The 24,881-nt window shown below is 63.3% G+C and carries 24 protein-coding genes; 10 read left to right on the forward strand and 14 right to left on the reverse strand.

The window, feature by feature from the left end:
* The first annotated feature begins 13 nt into the window (after nucleotides 1-13).
* The 3 genes from lsrB (at nucleotide 14) to ACFSX5_RS06145 (ending at nucleotide 3,082) form a co-directional block, all read left to right on the forward strand.
* Entirely contained in the window at nucleotides 14-1,012 is a 999-nt protein-coding gene (gene lsrB / locus ACFSX5_RS06135; protein ID WP_386835589.1) for an autoinducer 2 ABC transporter substrate-binding protein LsrB, read from the forward strand.
* Nucleotides 1,013-1,078: 66 nt separating this feature from the next.
* Entirely contained in the window at nucleotides 1,079-2,326 is a 1,248-nt protein-coding gene (locus tag ACFSX5_RS06140) for a class II aldolase/adducin family protein (RefSeq protein ID WP_386832404.1), read from the forward strand.
* Nucleotides 2,327-2,596: 270 nt separating this feature from the next.
* Complete coding sequence (locus tag ACFSX5_RS06145) at nucleotides 2,597-3,082, forward strand: GNAT family N-acetyltransferase (protein WP_386832405.1); 486 nt, start codon at nucleotides 2,597-2,599, stop codon at nucleotides 3,080-3,082.
* Between the two features lie 226 nt (nucleotides 3,083-3,308).
* On the opposite strand, the gene hpaI is transcribed toward ACFSX5_RS06145, so the two are convergent.
* The 10 genes from hpaI to ACFSX5_RS06195 form a co-directional block, all read right to left on the reverse strand.
* The gene (hpaI, locus tag ACFSX5_RS06150; protein WP_386832406.1) at nucleotides 3,309-4,109 is read right to left on the reverse strand and encodes a 4-hydroxy-2-oxoheptanedioate aldolase; all 801 of its coding nucleotides are present in this window, start codon (nucleotides 4,107-4,109) and stop codon (nucleotides 3,309-3,311) included.
* A 7-nt stretch (nucleotides 4,110-4,116) separates the two neighbouring features.
* Nucleotides 4,117-4,923: a 2-oxo-hept-4-ene-1,7-dioate hydratase gene (hpaH, locus tag ACFSX5_RS06155; protein WP_386832407.1), complete on the reverse strand. Its 807-nt coding sequence runs from the start codon at nucleotides 4,921-4,923 to the stop codon at nucleotides 4,117-4,119.
* Nucleotides 4,920-5,798 carry a fumarylacetoacetate hydrolase family protein gene (locus ACFSX5_RS06160; RefSeq protein WP_386832408.1) on the reverse strand — a complete coding sequence of 293 codons (879 nt, stop codon included), beginning with the start codon at nucleotides 5,796-5,798 and terminating at the stop codon, nucleotides 4,920-4,922. The genes hpaH and ACFSX5_RS06160 overlap by 4 nt, the downstream gene beginning before the upstream one ends.
* Nucleotides 5,795-7,258, reverse strand: a complete 1,464-nt coding sequence (gabD, locus tag ACFSX5_RS06165; RefSeq protein WP_386832409.1) for an NADP-dependent succinate-semialdehyde dehydrogenase — start codon at nucleotides 7,256-7,258, stop codon at nucleotides 5,795-5,797. Before gabD ends, ACFSX5_RS06160 begins: the two co-directional genes overlap by 4 nt.
* Nucleotides 7,259-7,260: 2 nt before the next feature.
* Complete coding sequence (gene hpaE / locus ACFSX5_RS06170; RefSeq protein WP_386832410.1) at nucleotides 7,261-8,778, reverse strand: 5-carboxymethyl-2-hydroxymuconate semialdehyde dehydrogenase; 1,518 nt, start codon at nucleotides 8,776-8,778, stop codon at nucleotides 7,261-7,263.
* Nucleotides 8,779-8,790: 12 nt separating this feature from the next.
* Nucleotides 8,791-9,177, reverse strand: coding sequence for a 5-carboxymethyl-2-hydroxymuconate Delta-isomerase (locus ACFSX5_RS06175; RefSeq protein WP_386832411.1), 387 nt, complete (start codon nucleotides 9,175-9,177; stop codon nucleotides 8,791-8,793).
* 81 nt (nucleotides 9,178-9,258) lie between these two features.
* Nucleotides 9,259-10,056, reverse strand: a complete 798-nt coding sequence (locus ACFSX5_RS06180) for an ABC transporter permease (RefSeq protein WP_386832412.1) — start codon at nucleotides 10,054-10,056, stop codon at nucleotides 9,259-9,261.
* Nucleotides 10,053-10,835 (reverse strand): ABC transporter ATP-binding protein, encoded by a 783-nt coding sequence (locus tag ACFSX5_RS06185; RefSeq protein ID WP_386832413.1) that lies wholly within the window; start codon nucleotides 10,833-10,835, stop codon nucleotides 10,053-10,055. The genes ACFSX5_RS06180 and ACFSX5_RS06185 overlap by 4 nt, the downstream gene beginning before the upstream one ends.
* A 2-nt stretch (nucleotides 10,836-10,837) precedes the next feature.
* Nucleotides 10,838-11,668: an ABC transporter permease gene (locus ACFSX5_RS06190; protein ID WP_386832414.1), complete on the reverse strand. Its 831-nt coding sequence runs from the start codon at nucleotides 11,666-11,668 to the stop codon at nucleotides 10,838-10,840.
* Between the two features lie 4 nt (nucleotides 11,669-11,672).
* Entirely contained in the window at nucleotides 11,673-12,635 is a 963-nt protein-coding gene (locus tag ACFSX5_RS06195; protein ID WP_386832415.1) for an ABC transporter substrate-binding protein, read from the reverse strand.
* A gap of 170 nt (nucleotides 12,636-12,805) precedes the next feature.
* Here ACFSX5_RS06195 and hpaR point away from each other — a divergent pair, with 170 nt between their 5' ends.
* The 5 genes from hpaR (at nucleotide 12,806) to dxs (ending at nucleotide 20,141) form a co-directional block, all read left to right on the forward strand.
* On the forward strand, nucleotides 12,806-13,270 hold the full coding sequence (gene hpaR, locus ACFSX5_RS06200) for a homoprotocatechuate degradation operon regulator HpaR (protein ID WP_386832416.1): 465 nt from the start codon (nucleotides 12,806-12,808) through the stop codon (nucleotides 13,268-13,270).
* A 322-nt stretch (nucleotides 13,271-13,592) separates the two neighbouring features.
* Nucleotides 13,593-13,976 carry a RidA family protein gene (locus ACFSX5_RS06205; protein ID WP_386832417.1) on the forward strand — a complete coding sequence of 128 codons (384 nt, stop codon included), beginning with the start codon at nucleotides 13,593-13,595 and terminating at the stop codon, nucleotides 13,974-13,976.
* Between the two features lie 492 nt (nucleotides 13,977-14,468).
* Entirely contained in the window at nucleotides 14,469-16,184 is a 1,716-nt protein-coding gene (locus tag ACFSX5_RS06210; protein WP_386832418.1) for a L,D-transpeptidase family protein, read from the forward strand.
* Nucleotides 16,185-16,380: 196 nt separating this feature from the next.
* Nucleotides 16,381-18,090 carry a DUF882 domain-containing protein gene (locus tag ACFSX5_RS06215; RefSeq protein WP_386832419.1) on the forward strand — a complete coding sequence of 570 codons (1,710 nt, stop codon included), beginning with the start codon at nucleotides 16,381-16,383 and terminating at the stop codon, nucleotides 18,088-18,090.
* 116 nt (nucleotides 18,091-18,206) lie between these two features.
* Nucleotides 18,207-20,141 (forward strand): 1-deoxy-D-xylulose-5-phosphate synthase, encoded by a 1,935-nt coding sequence (dxs, locus tag ACFSX5_RS06220; protein ID WP_386832420.1) that lies wholly within the window; start codon nucleotides 18,207-18,209, stop codon nucleotides 20,139-20,141.
* 55 nt (nucleotides 20,142-20,196) lie between these two features.
* On the opposite strand, the gene ACFSX5_RS06225 is transcribed toward dxs, so the two are convergent.
* Nucleotides 20,197-20,460, reverse strand: coding sequence for a DUF2312 domain-containing protein (locus ACFSX5_RS06225; RefSeq protein ID WP_386832421.1), 264 nt, complete (start codon nucleotides 20,458-20,460; stop codon nucleotides 20,197-20,199).
* A gap of 237 nt (nucleotides 20,461-20,697) precedes the next feature.
* On the opposite strand from ACFSX5_RS06225, the gene ACFSX5_RS06230 reads away from it, so the two are divergent.
* Both ACFSX5_RS06230 and pyk read left to right on the forward strand, forming a co-directional pair.
* The gene (locus ACFSX5_RS06230; RefSeq protein WP_386832422.1) at nucleotides 20,698-21,237 is read left to right on the forward strand and encodes a DUF1036 domain-containing protein; all 540 of its coding nucleotides are present in this window, start codon (nucleotides 20,698-20,700) and stop codon (nucleotides 21,235-21,237) included.
* A 14-nt stretch (nucleotides 21,238-21,251) separates the two neighbouring features.
* Nucleotides 21,252-22,691 carry a pyruvate kinase gene (gene pyk / locus ACFSX5_RS06235; RefSeq protein ID WP_386832423.1) on the forward strand — a complete coding sequence of 480 codons (1,440 nt, stop codon included), beginning with the start codon at nucleotides 21,252-21,254 and terminating at the stop codon, nucleotides 22,689-22,691.
* Nucleotides 22,692-22,761: 70 nt separating this feature from the next.
* On the opposite strand, the gene ACFSX5_RS06240 is transcribed toward pyk, so the two are convergent.
* The 3 genes from ACFSX5_RS06240 to ykgO all read right to left on the reverse strand — a co-directional run bounded on the left by ACFSX5_RS06240 (nucleotide 22,762) and on the right by ykgO (nucleotide 24,801).
* Nucleotides 22,762-23,583: a cysteine hydrolase family protein gene (locus tag ACFSX5_RS06240; RefSeq protein WP_386832424.1), complete on the reverse strand. Its 822-nt coding sequence runs from the start codon at nucleotides 23,581-23,583 to the stop codon at nucleotides 22,762-22,764.
* A gap of 192 nt (nucleotides 23,584-23,775) precedes the next feature.
* Nucleotides 23,776-24,432 (reverse strand): outer membrane protein, encoded by a 657-nt coding sequence (locus ACFSX5_RS06245; protein WP_386832425.1) that lies wholly within the window; start codon nucleotides 24,430-24,432, stop codon nucleotides 23,776-23,778.
* A 243-nt stretch (nucleotides 24,433-24,675) separates the two neighbouring features.
* Nucleotides 24,676-24,801: a type B 50S ribosomal protein L36 gene (gene ykgO / locus ACFSX5_RS06250; protein WP_035098668.1), complete on the reverse strand. Its 126-nt coding sequence runs from the start codon at nucleotides 24,799-24,801 to the stop codon at nucleotides 24,676-24,678.
* Nucleotides 24,802-24,881 lie beyond the last annotated feature (80 nt).

Consider the following 24,881-nt stretch of genomic DNA (forward strand, 5'->3'; position numbering starts at 1 on the left):
GACCCTAAGATCGATCGCAGTCGGCGCTACGGCCATGACCGCGATCCTGGGCGTGACCGCTGCCAGCGCGCAGGAAATCGCCTTTATCCCGAAGCTCGTCGGCGTGGGCTTCTTCACCAGCGGCGGTGCCGGCGCCACGGCTGCCGGCGAGGAACTGGGCATCAACGTCACTTATGACGGCCCGACCGAACCGAGCGTCTCCGGACAGGTCCAGTTCATCAACAACTTCGTGAACCAGGGCTATGACGCCATCATCGTGTCGTCGGTGTCGCCCGACGGCCTCTGCCCTGCGCTGGAGCGGGCCAAGCAGCGCGACGTGCTTGTGATGACCTGGGACAGCGACGTCGATCCCAAGTGCCGCAGCTACTACATCAACCAAGGTACGCCCGAGCAGCTCGGCGGCATGCTGGTCGAAATGGCCGAAGTCGACGTGACCAAGGAGAACGCCAAGATCGCGTTCTTCTATTCGAGCCCGACGGTGACCGATCAGAACGCCTGGGTTGCGGCCGCCAAGGCCAAGATCGAAGCCGATCACCCCGGCTGGGAGATCGTCACCACTCAGTACGGCTACAATGATGCCCAGCAGTCGCTGCAGACCGCCGAGAGCATCCTGCAGGCCTATCCCGATCTCGACGCCATCCTCGCGCCCGACGCCAACGCGCTCCCCGCTGCCGCCCAGGCAGCCGAGAACCTCGGCCGCGATGACGTGACGATTGTCGGCTTCTCTACACCGAACGTGATGCGGCCCTATGTCGAGCGCGGAACCATCAAGCGCTTCGGCCTGTGGGACGTCACCGATCAGGGCGCCCTGTCGGTGCATGTTGCCGCGCACGTTCTCAAGGAAGGCCCGCTCAACGTGGGCGACAGCCTCGACGTGCCTGGCATCGGCACCATCACCGTCGAGCCGAACTCCGTTCAGGGCTACGACTACGAGGCCGAGGGCAACGGCATCATCCTGCTGCCCGAGCGCACCGTGTTCACCGCCGACAACATCAACGACTTCGACTTCTAGTCGGAGCTCGACATGACGACCGGGCCGTCCCTTCGGGGGCGGCCCATTTCACGCAAGGACAGTCCCATGCTCAGCCGCTGGCGCGACGCCGATGCCCACTCCTATGCCGAAGAGGCTCGCCGTGACGAGCTCGATCCCCAGTTGGGCCTGCGCATCTACACTTCGAAACTGATCGGCCAGGACCCTGACCTGGTGCTCCACGGCGGCGGCAACACCTCGGTCAAGGTGACCGGCGGCGACGGCGAGCCCCTGATGCACATCAAGGGCAGCGGCTGGGACCTCGACACCATCGCCGCGCCCGGGCTTCCCGCCGTTCGCCTTGCCGCCCTCCTCGCCTCCCGCGACGGTCCGGCTCTAACCGATCCGGAGATGGTCGCGCTGCTGCGGCAGAACCTGGTCGATCCCGCCGCGCCTAATCCCTCGGTCGAGGCGCTGCTTCACGCCTTCATCGACCACGCCTTCGTCGACCATACCCATTCCAGCGCCGTATTGGCGCTTGCCAACCAAGCCGACATGCGCGACCGCGTCGCGGCCCTCTACGGGAATCGGGTCGCCTTCGTGCCCTATGTCATGCCCGGCTACGATCTCTCGATGGAAGGGGCGCGCATCTACGACGCACATCCAAGCTGCGAAGGCCTCTGGCTCGAAAACCATGGCCTCTTCACCTTCGGCCCCGATGCTCGGACGTCCTACGAGTTGATGATCGACTTCGTGACCATCGCCGAGGCCGAACTCGCCCGCACCGGCGCGTCGCTAGCGGCTCCGCAGGCCACCGACCGCGAGGCGCCCGCAGCCCTGCTCGACATGCTAAAGCGCGAGCTTGATCGACGCGCCGGCGGTGACGCCCACGTCTGGGACTTCCGCTCCACACCCGCCATTCGCGACTACCTGGCGCTGCCGAACCTAGATGAGGTCGCCCATCGCGGCACCGCAACTCCAGATCACGTCATCCGCATCAAGCCCTTCCCGCTGATCCTGGAAGCCAGCGCCACCGATGCGGAAATGGCTGCGGCCCTCGATGCCTATGCCGACAAGTACACCGCCTATTTCGAGCGCAACGCCGCACGTGCGAGCGAGCCCAAGACCATACTCGACCCGCTCCCGCGTGTGGTGCTGGTTCGCGGCCACGGCGTCGCCGGCATCGCCAAGGGCGCCAAAGCTGCGGGCATTGCGGCTGACCTTGCTGAACAAACCTGTCGCATCGTCCACGCCGCCGAGCGCTACGGCACGTTCCGCCCCCTCGACGAAGCCGACCTGTTCGACATGGAATACTGGTCCCTCGAACAGGCAAAACTGCAGGTGAAGAAGCCCTAGACAGCGACAACTGTAGATCGAGGCGCTGGGAGCTGAAGACAAAGGCTTCGGAAAGCTGTCGTCCCGAGACCTGCCTAGTTCTTGCGTCGGCGAGGGGGCCAAGGGGGGGCCGACAGCAGACCGGCAGCTTTCAGGCGGCAGCCTCAGAATAGCTGCCGTTGAGCCTCGGATTGGACGATGGCACCTGCCGACCCCATTGCGGTCTTTTGCCTAATGGCATGACTTGCCCAGAAGCTGACGCCCATGCATCGTTCGGTTGAGGAGACCTGAATGAGAGAAAGTCAAAGCGTATCGGTCGTTGAGGCGGTAGCCAGCGACAAGGCAGTTATAGCCAACCTAATTCAACTCTACCTCTACGACATGACCGAAGACCTTCCATTTCCGGTGGGTCGTGACGGGCGATTTGAGTACGACTTCTTCGAGCGATTTTGGCAGCATCCCTACTTGATTTTTAGGAAGTCAGAACTGGCAGGCTTTGCTTTTGTAGTCGATGGCAGCCCGATCTCCGATGCTCCCAATCGTTATTTTATGGCTGAGTTCTTCGTGCTCAAGGCCTATCGTGGTAAGGGTGTGGGGTCTGAAGCCTTCCGACAAATCGTCGAGCGCCACCGAGGGCCATGGCAACTTGGAGTCATCGAGAAGAATGGCGGGGCTAGTGAGTTTTGGAGCAAAGTCGTCGCATCTCACTCGCCCAATTCGTACCCGCACCACTTCGACGGCGAAGACTGGCTTATCTACGAGTTCGCAGTGGCTTGATTGCCGCTCTCTGTGGTCTTCCTGCTGGCCAATGGCCGCGTGGCCAATCTATCAATAACGGCCTGAAAGCTGCCTGTCCGCTGTCCACCCCCAGTCTGGTCATTCGTTGGGCTGGGCGCCAACGTCCGCTTTTGGGAGTTCGCGATTGCCGCTCCAATGGCCGGGATGGGGCGCGTTGCGGTCGGTTACGATACAGAATATCGCTCCGCCTGCCGCCAAGGGGGTACTAGTAGCCTTGGGTAGCCGTGGAGCTTTGGCGCTTATTCTGAAATCGCGCCGCGAGCTCGGCCGTTGCTCGACTAAGCAACGTTACGTCTGTGCCAACGGCAACGAACGTTGCACCGAGGTCTATGTAACTCTGCGCAAGCGTCTCGTCTGCGGTCAGAATGCCGGCAGCCTGGCGGGAGCCGATGATGCGCTCCAGCCCCGAGCGCACTGCCTCCTGAACCTTGGGGTGGCCGGGATTGCCCAAATGGCCCATGTCTGCGGCGAGGTCTGATGGCCCGATGAAGATGCCATCGACCCCTTCGATGCCGGCAATCTCTTCTATGTTGGCCAAGCCTTTCAGCGTTTCAACCTGAACGAGGAGGCAAATCTCATTGTCGGCTGTGGCGAGGTAGTCACCCACGCGATTGTAGCTGCTCGCGCGGGCGAGTGCCGCACCGACCCCGCGGATACCGCGAGGGGGATAGCGGGTTGCGCTGACCAGTGCCCGCGCTTGTTCCGCGCTTTCCACCATGGGCACGAGCAGGCTTTGCGCCCCAATGTCGAGCAACTGCTTGATAATCCAGGTCTCACCGATCGGCGGGCGCACGACGGCATGGCTGGTAGACGCCTCCAGAGCGCGCAGTTGTGCGGCGATGGTAGGGATGTCGAAAGGGGCATGCTCGCCGTCGACCAGCAACCAGTCAAAGCCGGCACCGCCGCAGAGTTCAGCAGTGGTCGCGGTGGGCAGGCCCAGCCAGAGACCAAGCTGTAGCCGCCGCTCCGCCAGCGCCTTCTTCAATGGGTTGGATGCTACGGGCATGATGTACCTATTCAAAGAAGACTGAGACCGCACCCATCGGGCCGAAATCAGCGATGATGGTGTCGCCGTGACCTGCTTCGATGGGCCGGATAAAGGATCCAGACAGCACGACTTCTCCGGCCTTGATGGCGGCACCATAGCTCGAAAGCCGATTGGCAAGCCAGGCCACCCCCGCAGCCGGATGATTGAGCACGCCAGCGCCCAGGCCAGTCTCTTCCACCTGCCCATTGCGGGAGACAATGGCGCCGATCCAGCGCAGGTCTACGGCGTCGGGGCGCATCGGGCGACCGCCCGTCACAATACCGGCGTTGGCGGCATTGTCTGCGATGGTGTCGAAAATGGTTCGCGCCCTGCCCGTTTCCTTGTCAATGCGTTGCACCCGCGTGTCGAGGATTTCGAGCGAGGGCACGACATAGTCCGTTGCGTTGAGAACGTCGAAGATCGTTGCATTCGGACCCGAGAGCCCCGACTTCATCACAAAGGCGATTTCCGCCTCAACGCGCGGCTGGATGAAGCGGCCAGACGGGATGGTGGCACTGTCTGGGAAGAACATGTCATCCAGCAGCACGCCCGAGTCAGGGATGTCGATGTTGAGCGCGTACTGCATGGCCTTTGAAGTGAGGCCGATCTTCCAGCCTCGTGTCTCACGGCCAGTAGCGAGCTTGAGCGCGACGAGCTCCGCCTGAACGGCATAAGCTTCGTCCATTCCAGCATCGGGATAGGACTGGCTCAGCACCGGGGTCTGCACTCCGGTCCGTTCAGCCTCGAACAGTTTTTCAGCAAGTTCGCGAACTTGGGCGGCACTGAGGCTCATTTGAGCGCCTCGTCGGCAACGGTATTGCGCAGAGTGCCGACGCCCTCGGCTTCAACATCAACCACGTCGCCAGGCTGAAGCCAGATAGGCGGATCGAACCGGGCGCCAGCACCCGTCGGCGTGCCGGTGATGAGGACATCGCCCGGTACCAAGGTGGTGAAGGTGGAGATATACGCAATGAGTTTGCGGAAGGGGAAGATCATGCGGCTGGTACGGTCGGACTGACGGACCTCGCCATTCACGCGCGTTTCAAAACCAATGTCGGCAATCTGCGCCTCGTTCACGTAGGGTACCAGCCATGGGCCGATCGAGCCGGTGCCGTCGAAATTCTTGCCTTGGGTGACGTTGAACTTCGCGTGGCGAACCCAGTCGCGTATGGTGCCTTCGTTGCACAGTGTCAGCGCGGCGATATGGTCGAGCGCCTGCGCTTCGGGGATCCGACGACCGCCCTTCCCGACGACGAGAACAATCTCGCCTTCATAGTCCAGTTGCGCGGATTCCGGGGGCCGGTTCAGCGCAACGCCGTGGCCGACGAATGAGCGGGCAAAGCGGGGGAACAGCGATGGGTTAGGCGGAGCTGCCTGGCCATCCTTATATTCCTCGTTGCGGTCGGGATAGTTCACGCCAACGCAGATGATCTTCTCGGCGTTTGGGACCGGGATCTCATAAGTGATCTCGTCGAGGCTGTAGTCGGGTGCAAGAGCAGCGCCCTTTTCGGAAAGGGTCTGCAATGCGCCCGCTTCGATGGCCGCTCGCAGCGTCGGCCAGACCGAACCGTGGCGGGCGGAGAGATCGACAAAACCGTTGTCGAGAACAAGACCATAGCGGGTCGCGCTGGCTGCCGTGACTGTGGCGAGACGGGAATGCGTTGTCATGCCTCGATGCCTCCCAAGCATACATATTTAAGTTCGATGAAGTCCTCGATGCCATACCGCGAGCCCTCACGGCCTAGGCCGGAGGATTTCACGCCACCAAACGGGGCTTCAGCCGTAGAAATCAGGCCCGTATTGACCCCGACCATGCCGTATTCGAGCGCCTCGGCCACACGCCACACACGCGAGAGGTCGCGCGCATAGAAGTATGAGGCGAGGCCGAATTCAGTGTCGTTCGCCTGGGCGATGACATCGGCTTCGTCGGTAAACCGAAACAGCGGCGCCACAGGCCCAAAGGTCTCCTCGCGCGCGACGGCCATTTCGGGCGTTACGCCAGTGATGACGGTGGGCTCAAAGAAAGTCCCGCCCAGCGCGTGACGTTTGCCGCCGGTGACAATGGCACCGCCCTTGGCCACGGCATCACTGATATGCTCCTCGACCTTGTCGACAGCCTTGTGGTCGATCAGCGGGCCCAGCACGACGCCTTCGTCAAAGCCATTGCCGACGCTGAGGCCGGCCACGGCCTTTGCGAGCTTTTCGGCAAAGGCGTCGTAGACCTTGTCCTGAACATAGAGCCGGTTGGCGCAGACGCACGTCTGGCCATTGTTGCGAAACTTGGCGATGAGCGCACCTTCGACAGCCGCGTCGATATCGGCATCGTCAAAGACGATGAAGGGGGCATTGCCGCCCAATTCCAGCCCCAGCTTCTTGATGGTGGGGGCACACTGGCGATAGAGCTCAGCGCCGACCTCGGTGGATCCGGTGAAGGTCAGTTTGCGGACCAGCGCATTGGCCGTCATTTCGCCGCCGATGACACGGGCCGAGCCGGTGACGATGCTGAAAAGACCTGCCGGAATGCCGGCGCGCTCGGCGAGGACGGCAAGGGCGATGGCCGAGAACGGCGTCTGGCTGGCGGGCTTGAGCACCATGGCACAGCCTGCTGCCAGAGCCGGCCCGACCTTGCGGGTGATCATTGCATTGGGGAAGTTCCAGGGCGTGATCGCGGCGACGACACCGATGGGCTGCTTGAGCACCATGATGCGCTTGTCCGGCTGGTGGCCGGGAATGATGTCGCCATTGATGCGCCGGGCTTCCTCGGCAAACCACTCGATGAAGCTGGCGCCATAGGTGATCTCTCCCTTGGCTTCAGTGAGCGGCTTGCCCTGTTCAGCCGTCAGGATCGCCGCGAGGTCGTCGCGGTTCTCGATCATGAGGTTAAACCAAGCGCGCAGGAGATCGGCGCGCTGCTTGGCGGTACGCGCCGCCCAGCTCTTGCGCGCCACTTCGGCGGCCTCGATGGCGCGGCGGGTGTCTTCGACGCCCAGGTCGGGCACGTAGCCGATGGTCTCGCCGGTGGCCGGATTGGTCACCGGGAGACACTTACGACCCTCGGCCTCGATCCATTCGCCAGACAGGTAGGCCGCCTGACGCAGCAGCATTGAATCCTTGAGCTCCGGCAACATGGCTACTTCGCCAGCTTGGGAATGGCATGCGGGATCGTAGCGAAGGCGATGTTCTTGGTTTCCATGTAGAAATCGAACGACCAGTCGCCGCCGTCACGGCCAATGCCCGAGCTCTTTACGCCGCCAAACGGCGCTGGAAGGTGACGGGAGTTTTCGGAATTAACCCAGACCATGCCAGCCTGCAGCCCGTCAGAGAAGCGGAAGGCCCGAGTGACGTCGGAGGTCCAGAGATAGCCGGCAAGGCCGTACTGAACGTCGTTGGCGATGGCCAGCGCGTCGGCCTCGTCCCTGAACGGAATGGCCGAGAGAACCGGACCGAATACTTCTTCCTGCGCGATGCGCATGTCGTTGCGCACATTGGTGAAGAGCGTGGGCGAAACATAGCAACCCCCGCCCGGACCTTCATACTTCGCGCCGCCGGCAGCAAGCGTGGCGCCCTCGCCCTGCGCGATGTCGATATATTCGAGCACCTTTTTCTCGTGCACCGGGTGGATCAGCGGGCCAACCACGGATTCAGGATCGAGCGGGTGCCCGACCTTGATGCGGCTGGCGCGGTCGGCAACCATGGCGGTGAAGCGTTCGTAGATGCTCTCTTCGACGAGGAGGCGGGAGGAAGAGGTGCAGCGCTCGCCGTTAAGCGAGTAGATCATGAAGGCGGCAGCGTCGGCAGCGCGATCGAGATCGGCATCAGCAAAGACCACGACAGGGTTCTTGCCGCCGAGTTCAAAGTGAACACGCTTAAGCGTATCGGCGCCCTGCTTCATGATCATCGAGCCGGTGCGGCTTTCGCCGACAAAGCCGATGGCCTTGATATCGGGGTGCTCGGTGAGGGACTTGCCCGCATCTTCGCCCAGACCGTTGACGAGGTTCCACACGCCTGGCGGCAGACCGGCCTCTTCCGCGATTTCGACCAGCAGACGCGCGGTCAGCGGCGAGAATTCAGCCGGCTTGTGGACCACGGTGCAGCCAGCGGCGAGCGCCGGCGCAATCTTCCAGGTCGAGAGCATGAACGGGGTGTTCCAGGGCGTGATAACGCCCACCGGACCGATCGGGTGACGGGTGGTCATGTTGACCTGGCCCGGACCCTGCAAGGACTTGCCATCACGCGCTTCGGGTGCCTTGTCGGCAAAGAAACGGAAGTTCTCCGCGCCGCGCAGGGCGGCCTTTTCCATGAACCGCAACGTCTGCCCCGTGTCCATGCATTCGACGAAGGCGATCTCTTCGGCGCGCGCCACGATGGCGTCGGCGATCTTGTGAAGGGTGGCGCGACGTGCCTTGCCGCTCATGGCAGCCCAGGCCGGGAAGGCCTCCTTGGCAGCCTTGGCCGCAAGATCGATATCGCCGGCCTTGCCGTGCGCGACGCGCGCCAGCGGCTTGAGGTCAACCGGGGAGATGCTTTCGAACGTGGTGCCATCCAAAGCAGGCATGGCCTTGCCGGCGATATGGTTCAGCACACCATCCTGCTGGAAACGGGCGAGGTAGGCCTGAGCCTTGGCAAGATTGGTTTGAAGGTCGCTCATCGTCTCATTCCGTTATTGAGCGCGCAGGCGCGCATGCATGGTATTGAGCTTCCAGCTCAGGTCCGGATCGATCTCGCGCACTTCAAGCGACAGGGCGAAGTGCGGCTGCGCGAACTGGTCGGCAAGAAGCGGTCGGGCGGCGGCGATCAGCGCCTCTCCCAGATTTCGTTTTTCGTCCTGGCTGCGACCGGCACCCAGGCGCAAAGACATGTCGATGAAGCTGTTCTCTGGAAGTTCATCGGCGATGGCATAGGCATCGCATCGGATGGCGCGAACACGCGGTGCGCCGCGTTCAACCAGACCGCTGTCCAACAGAGCCTGAAGGAGCTCCCGGCACAGCGCGTTGAAATCAACCGAACCGTCCAGATTGGCAGAATACTCCACCGTCAGATGCGGCATGGCTCCGCTCCATCCAAAAGAATTCAAAGGGATTGGGAATGGAGATCGCCGTAGGGGCGCGGCGCTCTCCGAGGGATCGAACTAGTCGACCCAGGCTGTCAGCCGCTTCTCAATCCAGGTCACGACCTGGTTGATGACAACGGCGAGGATCATGATGAACACCGAGATGGCCCAGACCGACGTGAAGTCGAACTGTTTGCCGTAACGGGCTGCCTGACCGCCGATGCCGATCAGCGCGATGAACATCTCACCGTTGACCATGCCCTTGACGGCACGACCGGCCCCCATGCGGAGACCCGCAATGATCAGCGGGAAGGCATCGGGCAGGACGATGCGGAACACTGTCGTACGACGGTTTGCACCATAGGATGCAGCCATTTCGATCAGCGGTCGGTCCACGTTTCGGACAGCGGCGGCGGTGTTGATGATGATGATGAACACCGCATAGATCACCACGACACTGATACGCGTCGCGTCCGAGAGGCCAAAAATCGCAAACAGGATTGGTGCGAAGATCAGGCCCGGTGTGAACAGCATGGCATTCACATAGACGTCGAGGGCCGTATAGATCGTGTTGAACAGGCCCATCAGCACGCCAACCACAAGGCCGATCGCCAAGGCGATGGCAAAGCCGATGGCGAGCGAAGATAGGCTGGCCACGAGGTGCTGGGACAGACCGCCCGTGGTGAACAGCTCCACCATCCGCGTCAAGACGCGGGACAGCGGCGGCAGCCAAGGCTGCTGGAAGATCTGCCCGGCGACTTCCCAGATCAGGGCGATGACAATCATGCCCATCCAGTTCGCGGTGATGTTGCGTATGACTCGGACGAAGCCGGCCGTCGGGCTATCGCCCTGAATTGCCACTGAGCTCATGGTCATGCCGCGTTCAGCTCGTGCGCCTGTCGCAGACGGCGCCAGAGATGCTCCTTGAGTTCCACGAATTCGGGCAGACGTTCGACGGCATCGGGATCGCGCGGACGCGGGAAGGTCACGTCGATGACTTCCTCGATACGACCGGGACGAGCCGACATCAGCACGACCTTGTCGGCCAGCATGATGGCCTCTTCCATGTCGTGGGTCACGAAGACCACGGTGCGCTGGTCTTCCTGCCAGATGCGCAGCAGTTCTTCCTGCATGTAACGGCGGGTCTGCTGGTCGAGAGCGCCGAAGGGCTCGTCCATGAGCAGAACGGGCGTGGAGACCACCAGCGCACGAGCAAGACCAACGCGCTGCTGCATACCGCCCGAGAGTTCCTTGGGCAGCTTGTTCTCAAAGCCCTTGAGGCCGACCTGGGCAATGGCTGCCATGGCCTTGTGCTCGCGCTCGGTCTTGTTGCCAACACCGCGCATTTCGAGGCCGAAGGTCACGTTCTGCAAGACGCTCGCCCAGGGCATCAGAGCAAAGCTCTGAAACACGATGGCGCTGTCCTGGTTCGGACCGTCGACCTTCTTGCCATTAACGGTGATGGTGCCCTGCGTGGGGCTCACAAGGCCGCCGATGGCGCGCATCAGAGTGGTCTTGCCGCAGCCCGAGGGGCCAAGCAGCGTAACGAATTCGTTCTTTTTGATCTCAAGATTGACGTTCGAGAGCGCCAGCGTCTTCTCGCGGCCTTCTACGGCGTACTGGTGAGTCAGGTCGGAGACGGAGATGATGGACATTATTATTTCCATTGAATGAGGCGGCGTTCCAGCGCCTGCATCAGCAGCGCAAGGATGACGGCCTCGACCATGACGAGAATGGTGGTGGCGTAGAGCAGTCCGGCTTTGAAATCGCCGCGATAGTCCAGCAACAGCGCCCCGATACCGATGGGCAGCATGATCAGTTCGACGATCACCATGCCGGCGAAGGCGCGGCCAAGACCAATGCGCAGACCCGCAAACACTGCGGGAATGGCGCCCGGGATGAGAATGCGCCACCAGACCTGGCCTTCAGTGGCGCCATAGCTCTGCGCCATTTCTACCAGGCTCTTATCCACCCGGCGGGCACCAGCACGCACGTTGGTGGCGATGAAGACCCACGAGAACAGAACAATGATGACGACCTTAGGCGTCATGCCCATGCCAAGGGCAACCAGTACGACCGGGATCAGCGGCGCGATTGGAAGGGCCAACGCAAGAGCAATCACTGGGCTCAGCGCCGCATCGATCGCCTTCCAACGGGCCATGGCGAGCCCGAGTGGGACGGAGATCAGGACGCTCACGGCAAAACCGATGATGAGCGGCAGATTGCTGACCCAGAGCGCCGGCCAGATCTCACCCGTCACAAAGGCCGTCTGGTAGATGGCCTCCATGGTCTCGGTGAAGGTCGGGATCAGAATAGAGTCCGCAGCCTCAGCCGCGAACTGCCAGAGAACGGCAAATACTACCAGCGCAAGAATACGGACCACCAGAGCCTGCGGGCCGGTTAGATCCTTGCGCAGGTTGAGAATGTGAATCGGCTTGCCGGAGACGGCGGGTCCGGTACCCACCGCCGGAGAGATCGAACCCGCCATGCTATTACCGATCCGCGAGCGTGAAGTCGGCGACGTTCTCGGGCGTCAGGGCACCCGGCTCGGCGCGGCCAGCTTCTTCGTAGAAAGCGATGGTGTCTGCGATCTGGTCAGGGCTGAGAGCCTTTTCCTTCGGGAAGAGCTCGGACTCAACCAGCGCGCCGTACACGGCAGCGACAGTCTCGACGCTTGCACCGTCGAGGTACGGAGCAGCGAGTTCAGCATAGGCGGCCGGGTCTTCGTAGACCTTGGCGAACTGGGCATGCAGAGCGTCGACAAAGGCTTCCACTTCACCGCGCTCGGCTTCAACGTTCTTGGCGCTGACGACGATGGTCTGGGTGAGCAGAGTGGACTGGGTCTCGGCGAGCAGAGCCAGGATCTTGGCGCGCTCGTCTTCGCCACCGGTCGCAGCGATCCAGTCTTCCATGCGCACGATGGTGCCGGCGATCTGCCCGTTCAGCAGAGCTGCTGCGCGGTTGGCCGAACCCGAGAGAACCATGTAGTTCGGGGTGATTTCGGGGCAGTTGTCGGCGATGTAGCGGTAGAGGTGCGCGGTGGTGGTGCTGCCGGTGGAGTGATAGGCGACGATCTCGCCGTCTAGATCAGCACACTCTTCGATGCCGGTCTTGGCCAACACGATGAAGTCAATGCTGTTGTTGTTCGACACGATACGCAGGTCGGCGCCGGCAATGTTGGCGGCGAACACAGTGGCGGGGCCCATCGAGGCGACCTGAATGTCACCGTTGAGCAGCGCCTGCGTCTGGATGTCAGGCGAATCGAACTCGATGTAGTTCGTAGTCCAGCCCTGCGCCTCTAGTTCCTGGAGCGCCAGGATGGCGGGAATGTCGGTAGGGCCGACGCCGCCGGGAAAGCCGAGTGTGAGATTGCCGGCGTCCTGCGCCAGGACCGATACCGTTGCAAGGGTAGCCACGGCCGCCCCACCGAGCAGGGATTTGAGCGTGATTTTCATTTTTCCTCCGATCGCGCTTGGCGCGTCTTGCCTCTATCGCCTCGTTGCGGTTGACCATCGACAGCGATATAATTAACAGGTTAAGTATATTTGCGACGGGGTGTCAATACGCTTGCGCGTGTGGCTAGCGGCCCGTATCAGCATCATGCCAGGTTGAGGGGGGGGGGCGATTGACTTCAGAACGACAGGGGCACGCATCTGCAGAGCAGGAATCGCTAACCATTCAGCTGTTGCGCGCGCGTGAAGCACTGATGCAGCATTTCCGTCCAATGCTCAGCGCTCGGGGTGTTTCTGAGACTCAGTGGCGCGTCTTGCGCAGCCTCTACGAAGGCGGCGAGATGGAAGCCTTAGAGCTGGCGCAGGTGTCGGCCGTGATGGCTCCCAGCCTTACCCGCATGATCAAAGTGCTTGAGGAGCGGGGACTTATCGCGATCGCGCGTCACCCCACCGATGGCCGGCGTGTGTTGATCTCCATCTCTTCTGCTGGCAGGGACTTCATGCAGGAAGCTCTGCCTGAGATGCAGCGCATCTACGAGCGCCTGTCCTTGGCCATAGATTCAGAGCGAATGCGAGCGTTGCAAAAGCTCTTGAAAGAGGTTGCCGACCTAGCCGAACTGCGTCGCTCGGAAAGTTGACGATGAGGTCCACGCAAAGGCAATTGCTGAGCGGTCGTGTCTAGCAGCACGGCGCCCGCCTGTGGCATTCTGTTCGTCGAGGGGGCCACAAACAAGGAAGCGGCTACTGCAGCGGTTCTACGGCAGCTTCGGGAATCAGAGCTCGCAGCGCTGGAAGTCTGTACGGGCGCTTTGCCGACTGGCGGCACCCGACCCATTCGGGCCGGCCGCTGTGCTCTCCGTCCTTATCAGCTGAGGTCAGGGGAATACTTGCAAGCGGAGGTAGGCGGGCCCAATGTTAGAAAACCATACCCCGGCGTCCCATTGCACGTCAGGAGCACCCATGTCGCGAACGATCATCGTCAGCACTGCCGCTCCGGCCGCCCCTCCGACCTACAGCCAGGCGGTGAAGGCCGCTGGGCTGGTATTCGTTTCCGGCACCGCGCCAATTGATCCTGCTACGGGAAAGATTGTGGATGGAACGATTCAAGCCCAGGTCTCTCAATGCCTCACCAACATCGCTGCAATTCTGGAAGAGGCAGGAAGCAGTTTGGCCCAGGCTGTGAGTGCCACCCTCATACTCGCCGACGAAGATGACTTCGCTGCCGCCAATGAAGAGTGGCAAAGGTGGTTTCCGTCTGATCCGCCGGCTCGGCAAGGCGCGAAGATGCCAGTACGGGTTCCCGGAATGAAAGTGTCGATAGCGATGATCGCAGAAGCTTCGTAAGGCGTTGGGACCGGTTGCTCACTACGGACATCACGGCGGAGGCAGGAATGGCAGCTTTCAGCAAATCTCAAGGAGCTCTCGGACGTCCAGAATGGGGCGCGAAGTAGCCTCCGGGACAAGCTGGTCCTCCGCAGTCGAAGACAAGCCTCGATGCGTCCGCCATTTTGGTCATCGGAATGGCCGAGATTGGCGGCGTGCAGGCGCACGAAGTAGCCGATGGTTGGATGGAACACCCTCATCCCACGGTCCGACCATCCAAGATAAAGCTGCGCAAATTCAACGTGTTCGCGACATCGGTCGCGTCTTGTTGGCGGAGACGACACGTCTTGTTGGCAAAATTGACAAGTCTTATTGGCGATGAACAGCGTTGCTTCGGCGCCACACGCATGGCTCACAGTCTCGCGAGTGATTGCTCCTGTTAAGGTTTCAAGAGTATTGCTCGGAAGCGTTGGCGGCCAGGCGTCATGGCTGCTTTCGTGTCTGGGAGCGCTCATGAACAGGTTCGTCCTCTGCCTTGTTGCCGCCTTGGCCGGCACCGCACCGGTTGTGCCGGCTGCGGGCCAGGAGCTTGCGGCAGGGTTGGCCGTGTCGCCGGTGGTGATCGCCCCACCCGCAACCCCGTTGGCAGCCACGATCAAGGCCGGCCTGTCCGCCGCCTACTACAGCGCGGCGCGCGATACCGCCGCCTATCGCGAGGCGCAGGACCTCTATTTCTTCTATGGCGCCCGGCATTTCGAACCCATCTGGCTCGATCAAGGCAGCGATGGCGAGGTGGCGTTTTCGGCGAGCGCGCAGCGCATCATGCGCCTGTTCGGCGAAGCGGCCGAACTGGGCCTCGATCCCGCCGACTACCTGACGCCGGAACTCGACCTCGCTCCCAGCGGCGCAGATCCGGCCAGCCTGGCAGCCCTGGAGACCCGCTTCTCCGCCGCCGTCATGCGCTATGCGACGCATCTCTACACCGGCCGTCTCGACCCGCGGAAAGTGAACCCGCTGCTCGACATTGCCCCCAAGGCTCTCGATGAAACGGCCTTGCTGATGGAGCTGGCCTCTTCGGATGAGCCGGAAAAGGTGCTGGCTGCCCTCGAGCCGACCCACCCGCAGTACCTGGCGCTCAAGAAGGCGCTTGCCGCCTTCGACGAGAGCGGCGCGAACCGTCCGCCGCAGCTCGCCGAAGGCCCCACCCTGCGCTCCGGCATGAGCGATCCGCGCGTGCCGACGCTGCGCACCCGTCTCGAGCTGCCGGCCAGCGACAGCCTTGTCTATGACGATACGCTGGTCGAGGCGGTGAAGGCCTTCCAGATCGCCCACGCGCTGGACGTCGATGGCGCTGTCGGTCCCGCCACGCGCTCCGCCCTCAACGGCGGCCTGCCCGTCACCCGCGCCGATATCCTCGCCAATATGGAGCGCTGGCGCTGGATGCCGCGGGATCTCGGCGAGTTCCACGTCTTCGTCAACATTCCCGAGTTCCGGCTGCGCATCAATCGCGACGGCGTCGAGGAATACACCACACGGGTTGTGGTCGGCACGGTCAAGAACCAGACGCCGATCTTCTCGGACAATATTCGCCACGTCGTGGTGAACCCCTACTGGAACGTGCCGAGCTCCATCATCCGCGGCGAGGTCGCCCCGGCGGTGCTGCGCAACCCGGCTTACCTCGACAGCCAGAACATGGACCTGCTCTACAACGGCACCCCGGTGAGCCCCTGGCAGGTCAACTGGAGCATGGTGAGCACCTCGAACTTCCCGTTCCGGGTGCGCCAGCGGCCGGGCCCCGGCAATGCCCTTGGTCAGATCAAGTTCCTGTTCCCCAACAAGCACGACGTCTACCTTCACGACACGCCCTCGAAGTCGCTGTTCGCCCGCGACCTTCGCGCCTTCAGCCATGGCTGCGTGCGGGTCGAGAACCCGATGGAGTTCGCCGACGCGCTGATGGCGAACGAGCCGACCATTTCCCGTGCCAGCCTCGAGGCCATGTTTGGTCCGAGTGAGCGCTGGGTGAATCCAACCCGGCAGATCCCCGTCCACCTCGCCTATTTCACGGTGAAGGTGACGGACGATGGCGAGTTGGTTTCCTTTGGGGACGTCTATGGCCACAACGCCGCGGTGATCGAAGCCATGGGCCTGGGCACGCTGCCGGAGCTCGCACCCGAGATCATCGCTGCCGCCGAGCCGGTACCGGCTGCCGCTAACACGCTCTCCCCCTGAGGCGCCCCGGTAGGATTCGCTTAACAATTTCGCCTTGGTGACGCCGCTATTTCGGCGCTATGACTTTGTCGTGAGGAGTTGGGTCGCCAAGGCTTCAGAGTTGGTTAGCGTTAATCAATTGGCTCCAATTGAGCGCTAATCTGCCGAGATGTTTAGGCGTATCCGGGCAGAGTTCAGCGTGACGGGGACTTCCTTCTTGAGCGGGCACCATATCGTGCGGCTGTTCATGGCCGCCCTTATGAGCATCACCGTCCTCCTGCCGCAGGCAGTGGTGCCGGCCTATGGCGCCAGCGAGCGCGCCCTCTATCTCTACTACACCCATACCCGCGAGACGGCCCGCATCGTCTTCAAGCGCAACGGCCAGTACGTGCAGTCGGGACTGAACGAGCTCAACCAGTTCCTCCGTGACTGGCGCCGCAACGAACCGGCTAAGATGGACCCGCGCCTCTTCGACCTGATCTGGGAAGTGTACCAGGAAGTCGGCGCCACCCAGCCTGTCCACATCGTCTCCGCCTATCGCTCGCCGGCCACCAATGCGATGCTGCGGGAAACCTCGTCGGGCGTGGCCGAGAACTCGCAGCACACCAAAGGCAATGCCATGGATTTCTTCATCCCAGGCATTCCCCTCACCAAGCTGCGCGCTGTCGCCATGAAGAAACAGGTCGGCGGCGTCGGCTATTATCCAAGCTCAGGCAGCCCGTTCGTCCACCTCGATACCGGCTCCGTGCGCGCCTGGCCGCGGATGACGCGTGCGCAGTTGCAGGACCTGTTCCCCGACGGCAAGACCATGCACCTGCCCACTGATGGCAAGCCGCTGTCGCAGCAGGGCTACCAGGTGGCGCTGGCCGAGTGGAAGCGCTGTCACGCCTATCCCTGCAATGGCCGCTCGTCCGGCACTGCCGTTGCCGACGCCGGTTCGGGCCGCACGCTGATGGACATGCTGTTCGGTGGCAAGGACGCCCCAGCACCCGCCGCCCCGGCTCCGTCGGCCCCGGTTCAGGTTGCAGCAACCGCGCCGCAGCCGGCTCCCGCTCCGGCCGCACCCACGGCATCGACCGTGGCGCCCATCCCCTTCATGCGCCCCGCCTCGCTGGGTGGCCCGACCCTCGCCGCAGCGGCAGTGCAAGAGGATGAAGCGCCGGTACCCCAGATCCCCTTCTCCACCGTCGGCAGCGCTCCGCTCTCGGAAGACGAGATTGCCGAACCGGAGTTCGTCCCCTTCCCCGTGGTCAAATCCGCGGCCCTGCAGCAGGCTACGGCTGCCGCCGTACCCTCCGGCGACGCCGTTACGGCTCTGGCGGCAGTTGCTGCCCCCGTCCCGCAGCCGCGCCTGATCATGAGCGAGCCGCCGGCCGAACAGACCGTCATCGCCTACCTGCCGACCATGCCTCAGCAGGATGCCGGCGCCCAGCGCACGCTGGAAGCCCTGATCGAGCAGGAGACGACCGCCGCCGTACCGACGCCCGCCCAGCCCAATCCGCTATCTCGCCTCCCGATCCTGCCGTCGGTGCCCGGTACCGCCATGGGCCTGCACGCCTCGCTCGGCGTTCCCGCCGGTAGCTCTGCTCCGCGCGACCCGCTGTTTGCCGGCACCTTCGGCGCTGCCGCCCTCAGCAGCGACGACACAGTTGCCGATGCGCTCGCCGAGCATGTCTCCCGGGCCAAGAGCGGCATCCGCGAACCGCAACTGGTCGCGCCCGACCTCGAGCACGCCGCGGACGTGCTCCTCGCGCCGGCTTCACTGACCTCGAGCCATTTCGCTGTGATCCACGATCATGACGAGGCCGATTTCGATCCGACACCCGAGATGGGCAATTACGCGCCCGTGCTCGCTCCGGGGAGCAACCCCCGCGATCTGCCGCTGCAGGCGTTCGGCTCCGTGCCGCCCATCGCCATCGGCAACTGAACCGCCTTACATCGGGCGCATTGTCTCAGGAACGAGCGGACTCGCTCGGCCGATTGCATTGAATGGATGGCGAGCCTAAGTATTCCCTTTCCCTTCCGGCATAGGACCTGAACCACTTGGCCGCAGAAAAACCCCAGACGCCGCTGCTCGACACCATCGGTTCCCCGGCGGATCTGCGAGCCCTTCCCCGGGAAGACCTGCGTCAGCTTGCCGATGAACTGCGCACCGAGATGATCGATGCCGTCTCCGTGACCGGCGGCCATCTGGGAGCCGGGCTCGGCGTGGTCGAACTGACGGTGGCGCTGCACGCCATTTTCGACACCCCGCACGACCGCATCATCTGGGACGTCGGTCACCAGGCCTATCCGCACAAGATCCTGACTGGCCGCCGTGACCGTATCCGCACCCTGCGCCAGAAGGGCGGCCTGTCCGGCTTCACCCGCCGCGCCGAAAGCGAATACGACCCCTTCGGTGCTGGCCACTCCTCCACCTCGATCTCCGCCGGTCTTGGCATGGCCGTAGCCAGCGACCTGCTCGGCACCCGCCGCAATGTCGTGGCAGTGATCGGTGACGGCGCCATGTCGGCTGGTATGGCTTATGAGGCGATGAACAATGCCGGCGCCATGGACGCGCGGCTCATCGTCATCCTCAACGACAACGACATGTCGATCGCCCCGCCCACCGGCGCGTTGCGCAGCTATCTCGCGCGTCTTGTCTCGGGTCCCGTCTATCGTGGGACCCGCGAGGCGGCCAAGGCGGTGGTGTCGAAGCTCCCGCCGTTCCTGCACGAACCGGCGCGCAAGACCGAAGAATTCGCCCGCTCCTTCTTCACCGGCGGCACGCTCTTTGAGGAACTCGGCTTCTACTATGTTGGCCCCATCGACGGTCATGACCTCGACCATCTGCTGCCGATACTGGAAAACGTCCGTGACGCCGAAGAGGGCCCGATCCTCATTCACGTCGTCACCAAGAAGGGCAAGGGCTACGGCCCGGCCGAGAACTCGGCCGACAAGTACCATGGCGTCGCCAAGTTCAATGTCATCACCGGCGCTCAGGCCAAGGCGCCGTCCAATGCGCCCTCCTACACATCGGTCTTTGCCGAAAGCCTGATCCAGGAAGCCAACGACGATCCGCGGATCGTCGCCATCAATGCTGCCATGCCCAACGGCACCGGCCTCGACAAGTTCTCCGAGGTCCACCCCAGCCGCTGCTTCGATGTCGGCATTGCCGAGCAGCACGCGGTGACCTTCGCGGCGGGTCTTGCCAGCGAAGGCATGCGCCCGTTCTGCGCCATCTATTCGACCTTCCTGCAGCGCGCCTACGATCAGGTCGTGCACGACGTCGCCATCCAGGGGCTGCCGGTTCGTTTCGCCATCGATCGCGCCGGCTATGTCGGTGCCGACGGGCCCACCCATGCCGGCAACTACGACAGCGCCTATCTCGGCGCCATCCCGAACATGGTGCTGATGGCCGCCGCCGACGAAGCCGAGCTTCGGCACATGGTGGCGACCGCCGCTGGCTACGACCAGGGCCCGATCGCCTTCCGCTATCCTCGCGGCGACGGCGTCGGCGTCGACCTGCCCGCGCGCGGCGAGCGTCTGCCCATCGGCAAGGGCCGGGTCGTGCGCGAGGGCAACACCATCGCGCTATTGAGCTACGGCACGCGTCTGTCGGAGGTTCTCGCCGCCGCCGACCGGCTGGCGACCCTCGGACTCAATCCCACCGTTGCCGATGCGCGTTTCATGAAGCCGCTCGACGCCGAACTGATCGCCGATCTCGCCGGCCGCCACGACCTGTTGATCACCGCCGAAGAAAGTGGCATTGGCGGCTTCGGGAGCCATGTGGCGACCTTCCTCGCCAGCAATGGCCTGCTCGATGGCGGCCTGCGCTTCCGTCCGCTGATGATCCCCGACACCTTCGTCGAGCACGCATCGCAGGCCGACATGTACGCCGAAGCCGGTCTCGATCGCGCCGGCGTTGTCGCCACAGCGCTCACCACCCTCGGCTACGACGAAGCCGCCATGGCGGCGGCTTTGGCAAAGATCAGCTGATTGTGTTCTGGCTGCGTGCGGGCCGGGGGAGTTGCCCCGGCCGCTCACGCCTGCGTCAGTCGTCGGATGGCGCGTTCTGCATGCCGAGCGCGCTCATATAGAGATCCAGCAGCGCTTCCTGCTCCATGCGCTCATTGGCATCCTGCTTGCGGATGCGAATGATCTGGCGGAGGATCTTGATGTCAAAGCCGTTGCCCTTGGCCTCGGCGTAGATTTCCTTGATATCGGCGGCAATGGCCGCCTTTTCTTCTTCCATGCGCTCGATGCGCTCGACGAACGCCCTGAGCTGGTCCTGGGCAACGCTGTCTTCGACGGCCATGCTGCTTCCTTCCTGTATCGGCGCCCGTTCAACCCCAGCCGGGCCGGCGGTTCAACCCCTTTGTCCAGCAATCCACATGGCACGGCTGCATACCCGTATTTCGGTCAAATAACGGTCCTAGCCATTGACCCCGCCAGCGCCTTGCGCTCAAACACCCGGAGGTCTTTTCCCGTGTCTGCCGGCTCCCGCTTGTCCCCTCTCCGTCTCGGTCTCCCGCTGATTGGCGCACTGATTGCCATGCTCGCCTTCGCGGCCCCCGCGCGGGCCGATCTGCGCGTGTGCAACGAGACGGGCAACATGGTGTCGGTGGCTCTCGGCTATCGCGCCGAGCGCGGCTGGATGAGCGAAGGCTGGTGGCAGACACCGGCCGGCGAGTGCCGCGTTCTCTACCAGGGCGATCTCGAGCGGCGCTTCTATTACATCTACGCCGTCGATGACATCGGGGGCGGCGCCTGGGACGGCCAGGTGTTCATGTGCACCCGTGACGAAACCTTCACGATATTCGGGGTTGAGGATTGCCTCGCCCGCGGCTATGAGCGCACCGGGTTCTTTGAAATCGATACCCAGAGCCGTTCCGACTGGACGCTGCAGCTGACCGAAACCGCGGATGCTCCCGCAGTCGTCGGACCGGATGCAGGGGAGGACCTTGAGGATCCGGCCTTCACGATCGACCCGGATGACGTGACCATCGAGGCGCCGGACGACGGCGCCACGCCACCGGACGGAGCTCCCGTGCCACCCCCGCCGGCAGACAACGCCCCGCCGGCAAGCAACTGACTGGACGAAATACGATGAGACGGATGAGACGCGCAAAGATCGTCGCCACCCTCGGGCCCGCAAGCCATGAGGAGAAGATGATCGAGGAACTGGCCAAGGCCGGTGCCGACGTCTTCCGCATCAACATGAGCCATGCCAGCCACGACCTGATGCGCCAGACGGTGGAGCGCATCCGCACCGTCGAGGCCCGCATCAAGCGGCCGCTCGGCGTACTGGTCGACCTTCAGGGCCCCAAGCTGCGCGTCTGGAAGTTCAAGGACGGTGCCGTCAACCTCGTCGCCGGCCAGAAGTTCACGCTCGACAGCATCCAGGATGATCAGGGCAATTCCGAGCGCGTCTACCTGCCGCATCCCGAGATCATCGAGAACGTGTCGGTGGGTGACCGCCTGCTGCTCGATGACGGCAAGCTGCAGCTCAAGGCGACCCGCGTCGGCGGCGGCGCCATCGAGACCGAAGTCGTCTACGGCGGCAAGCTCAGCGACAAGAAGGGCGTCTCCCTGCCCGACACGCTGCTGCCGACCGGCGCCCTCACCGAAAAGGACCACGCCGACCTGCTCGCCGGCCTTGCCGCCGAGGCCGACTGGATCGCGCTCAGCTTCGTCCAGCGCCCTGAGGACATCATCGATGTCCGCAAGATCGTGCAGGGCCGTGCCGGTGTCATGGCCAAGATCGAGAAGCCCCAGGCCATCGATCGCCTCGAGGAGATCGTCAAGCTCTCCGACGCCATCATGGTTGCTCGCGGCGACCTCGGCGTGGAACTGCCGCTCGAAACCGTGCCGGGCCTGCAGAAGCGCATGATCCGCATGTGCCGCCGCTACGGCAAGCCGGTGGTGGTCGCCACCCAGATGCTGGAGTCGATGATCACCTCGCCGGTGCCGACCCGCGCCGAAGTGTCGGACGTCTCTATCGCCGTGTTCGAGGGCGCCGACGCCATCATGCTGTCGGCGGAATCCGCATCCGGCCAGTACCCGATCGAAGCCGTGTCGACCATGAACAAGGTCGCCGCCGCCGTCGAAAGCGACGCCAACTACCGCGGCATCATCCGCGCCGCCCAGACCGAGCCGGAAGCCACCGCTGCCGACGCCATTTCGGCCGCGACGCGCCAGGTCGCAGAGACGCTCGACCTTGCCGCCATCGTCACCTACACCGCTTCGGGCTCGACCGGCATCCGTGCCGCCCGCGAACGGCCCAACAAGCCGATCATCGCGCTCTCGCCCAACCTCCGGACGATCCGCCGTCTGTCCGTCGTTTGGGGCATCCACTGCGTCCAGACCGAGGATGCGGTGAATCTCGAAGACATGGTCGATCGCGCCTGCGTCATCGCCTATCAGGAGGGCTTCGCCCGCCCCGGCGACCGCATCGCCATCACCGCCGGCGTGCCGCTGGGCACCCCAGGCGCCACCAACATGCTTCGCATCGCCTTCGTTCGCCAGGACGGCGCCGGCTCGAGCTGACCCGGCAAGCTCCCGCGACGGCTGAAATCGTCGCGGGCGTCTTCCCCGCAAGCGAGCCCGCGGACATCTATCAGTCGCTGACGCCGCGTTGTTCCGGTACGGGATTCGCAAACGCGTTCGTATCCATCACGAAGCCCCAGCAGTTCTTCGCATTGAAGACCACGGCCTGCTGGCAGAAATCGGGGCTGGACGTGGCACAGGCGTCTTCGAGCAGAACGCCGTTGTAGTCGCGGAAGTAGGCATCTTCCATCGTGGTCGTCACGCACTGATCGATATTGACCCCGGCGAAGTAGAGCGTGCTGATGCCCTGCGTGCGAAGCACCTGATCCAGATGCGTGCCGTAAAAGCCGCTCATGCGGACCTTCTCGACATGAATGTCGTCGGGGTCCATCAGCGGCTTCAGTTCATCCACCATCTCGGCGCCCCAGGAGCCCTGCGTCAGCACGGCGCCATTGGCGAGGTCCTGGCCGATCCCGGCCTGGCCCGGCGTGTGCTTGAACGAATAAAGGGTCGGTGCACCCAGGTTCCTGAGATCAGGACGATTATGCCAGTAGACCCAGATCACCCACATGCCGTGCCGGCGCGCGGCTTCGAGGGCACGCTGCACCCCGGGAATGGCCTTGCGGCAGCGCTGGTAGTCGAGGCCTGAACGGTCGGTCCAGCCACCGGGAGCGCAGAAGTCGTTCTGCATGTCGATGACCACCAGCGCACCGCGCGACAGGTCGTCCACGAACGGCATCAGTTGAGCGTCGAACCGGACCAGCGTGCCAGGGGTCCGATGCGGCGCCAGATCGACATGGTCGTCATGCAGGTGCCAGCGATCGATGCCCGCAGCCAGCTGCACGCCTCCATCTTCGGTCGCACTGTAGATGTCTCGACGCGGCACCGGCATCAAACCCTCCATTTGCACCGCAGCGCTGGTGGCGGTGCTCTACGCAGGGCAATGGTGCGTTGCGAAATTTGTTCCTGATCGCTGTCTTCGGAGCCGCTCCTTGCCGCAGGGAAGGCGTTCACCAACACAGCGGCTCCCTACGCAAAAGGCCCGGCATTGCTGCCGGGCCTGTTCCTTGTCCGCCGCTACTGCCTAGAAGTGGAAGTTGAGGCCGGCCTTGACCACGTGCACCACCGGATTGCTGGTAACGGTCTGTGCACTCGCCAGCGTGCCTACCGGCGCTGTCCGGCTGCCGAGATCGTAGTAGCCGTACTCGGCCTTCACCGAGACCGACTCGGTCACCGCGACCTCGACACCGGCGCCCAGGGTCCAGCCCACATAGGTATCGCTATAGGTGTTGGTGATGCCGGCAGCCGGCGGCGTGACCGTGCCGGTCCCCCCCGCAATGGCAAGGCCGCCCGTTGCGAACAGCAGGACATTGTCCATGGTCACGCCGGCGCGCGCCCGAATGCTGCCGAGCCAGTCGACATTGGCATTGCAGTTGAACGCCGGAGTGCCGACGCAGACGGCGGTGCCGCTCACGCCCGACCACATCACGTCGCCCTCCGCACCGAGCACGAAGCCATCGAACTGGGCATTGGCGCCAAGGGTGACCCCGAGCAATCCGCCATTCAGCGGTACGTCGGTGACGATACCCGTCCCGTCGCTGACGCTGCGAGCATTGCCCGAGCCATAGCCGGCCGACAGGCCTGCATAGAAGCCGCTCCAGTCGAAACCCGGATCAGTGTAGTAGCCTGGCGCATCGATCACCAGATCGGCGGCCATGGCGGGAAGTGTAGCAACAGCCATTGCGGCGATCGCCAGTCCAACTCTTGTGCATTCGAAGAACCCCCGTGCCTGCAAGTGAAGAAAGCCTGCAGGATTATGGTTAATGCAAAGATAAGGAGCGGCTGGTCTGTGCTTGTACTTGCCGGACCGTGCCCACGCACCGGTTGCTCCGCCGCAGGGGTGCCGGGCAAGGTCCCACGCCTAGGACAAAAAGAAGAAGCCCGCAATTGCTTGCGGGCTTCGGATCATGTCGGTGTCGTCAGCTTAGCCCTGGCGGGCCTTGTAGCGCTTGTCCACCTTGTTGATGATGTAAACCCGGCCGCGGCGGCGGACGAGCTTGTTCGCGCGGTGGCGCGTCATCAACGCCTTCAGCGAGTTGCGGATCTTCATCTCGTAGTCCTCGGTCAAACAAAAGGGGCGCCAAGGCGCCCGGAAACTGGGCGCAGTCATAGGGAAAACGGCCTCGCCTG

It is taken from the genome of Devosia albogilva (assembly GCF_042685625.1).
Lineage (GTDB): Bacteria > Pseudomonadota > Alphaproteobacteria > Rhizobiales > Devosiaceae > Devosia > Devosia albogilva.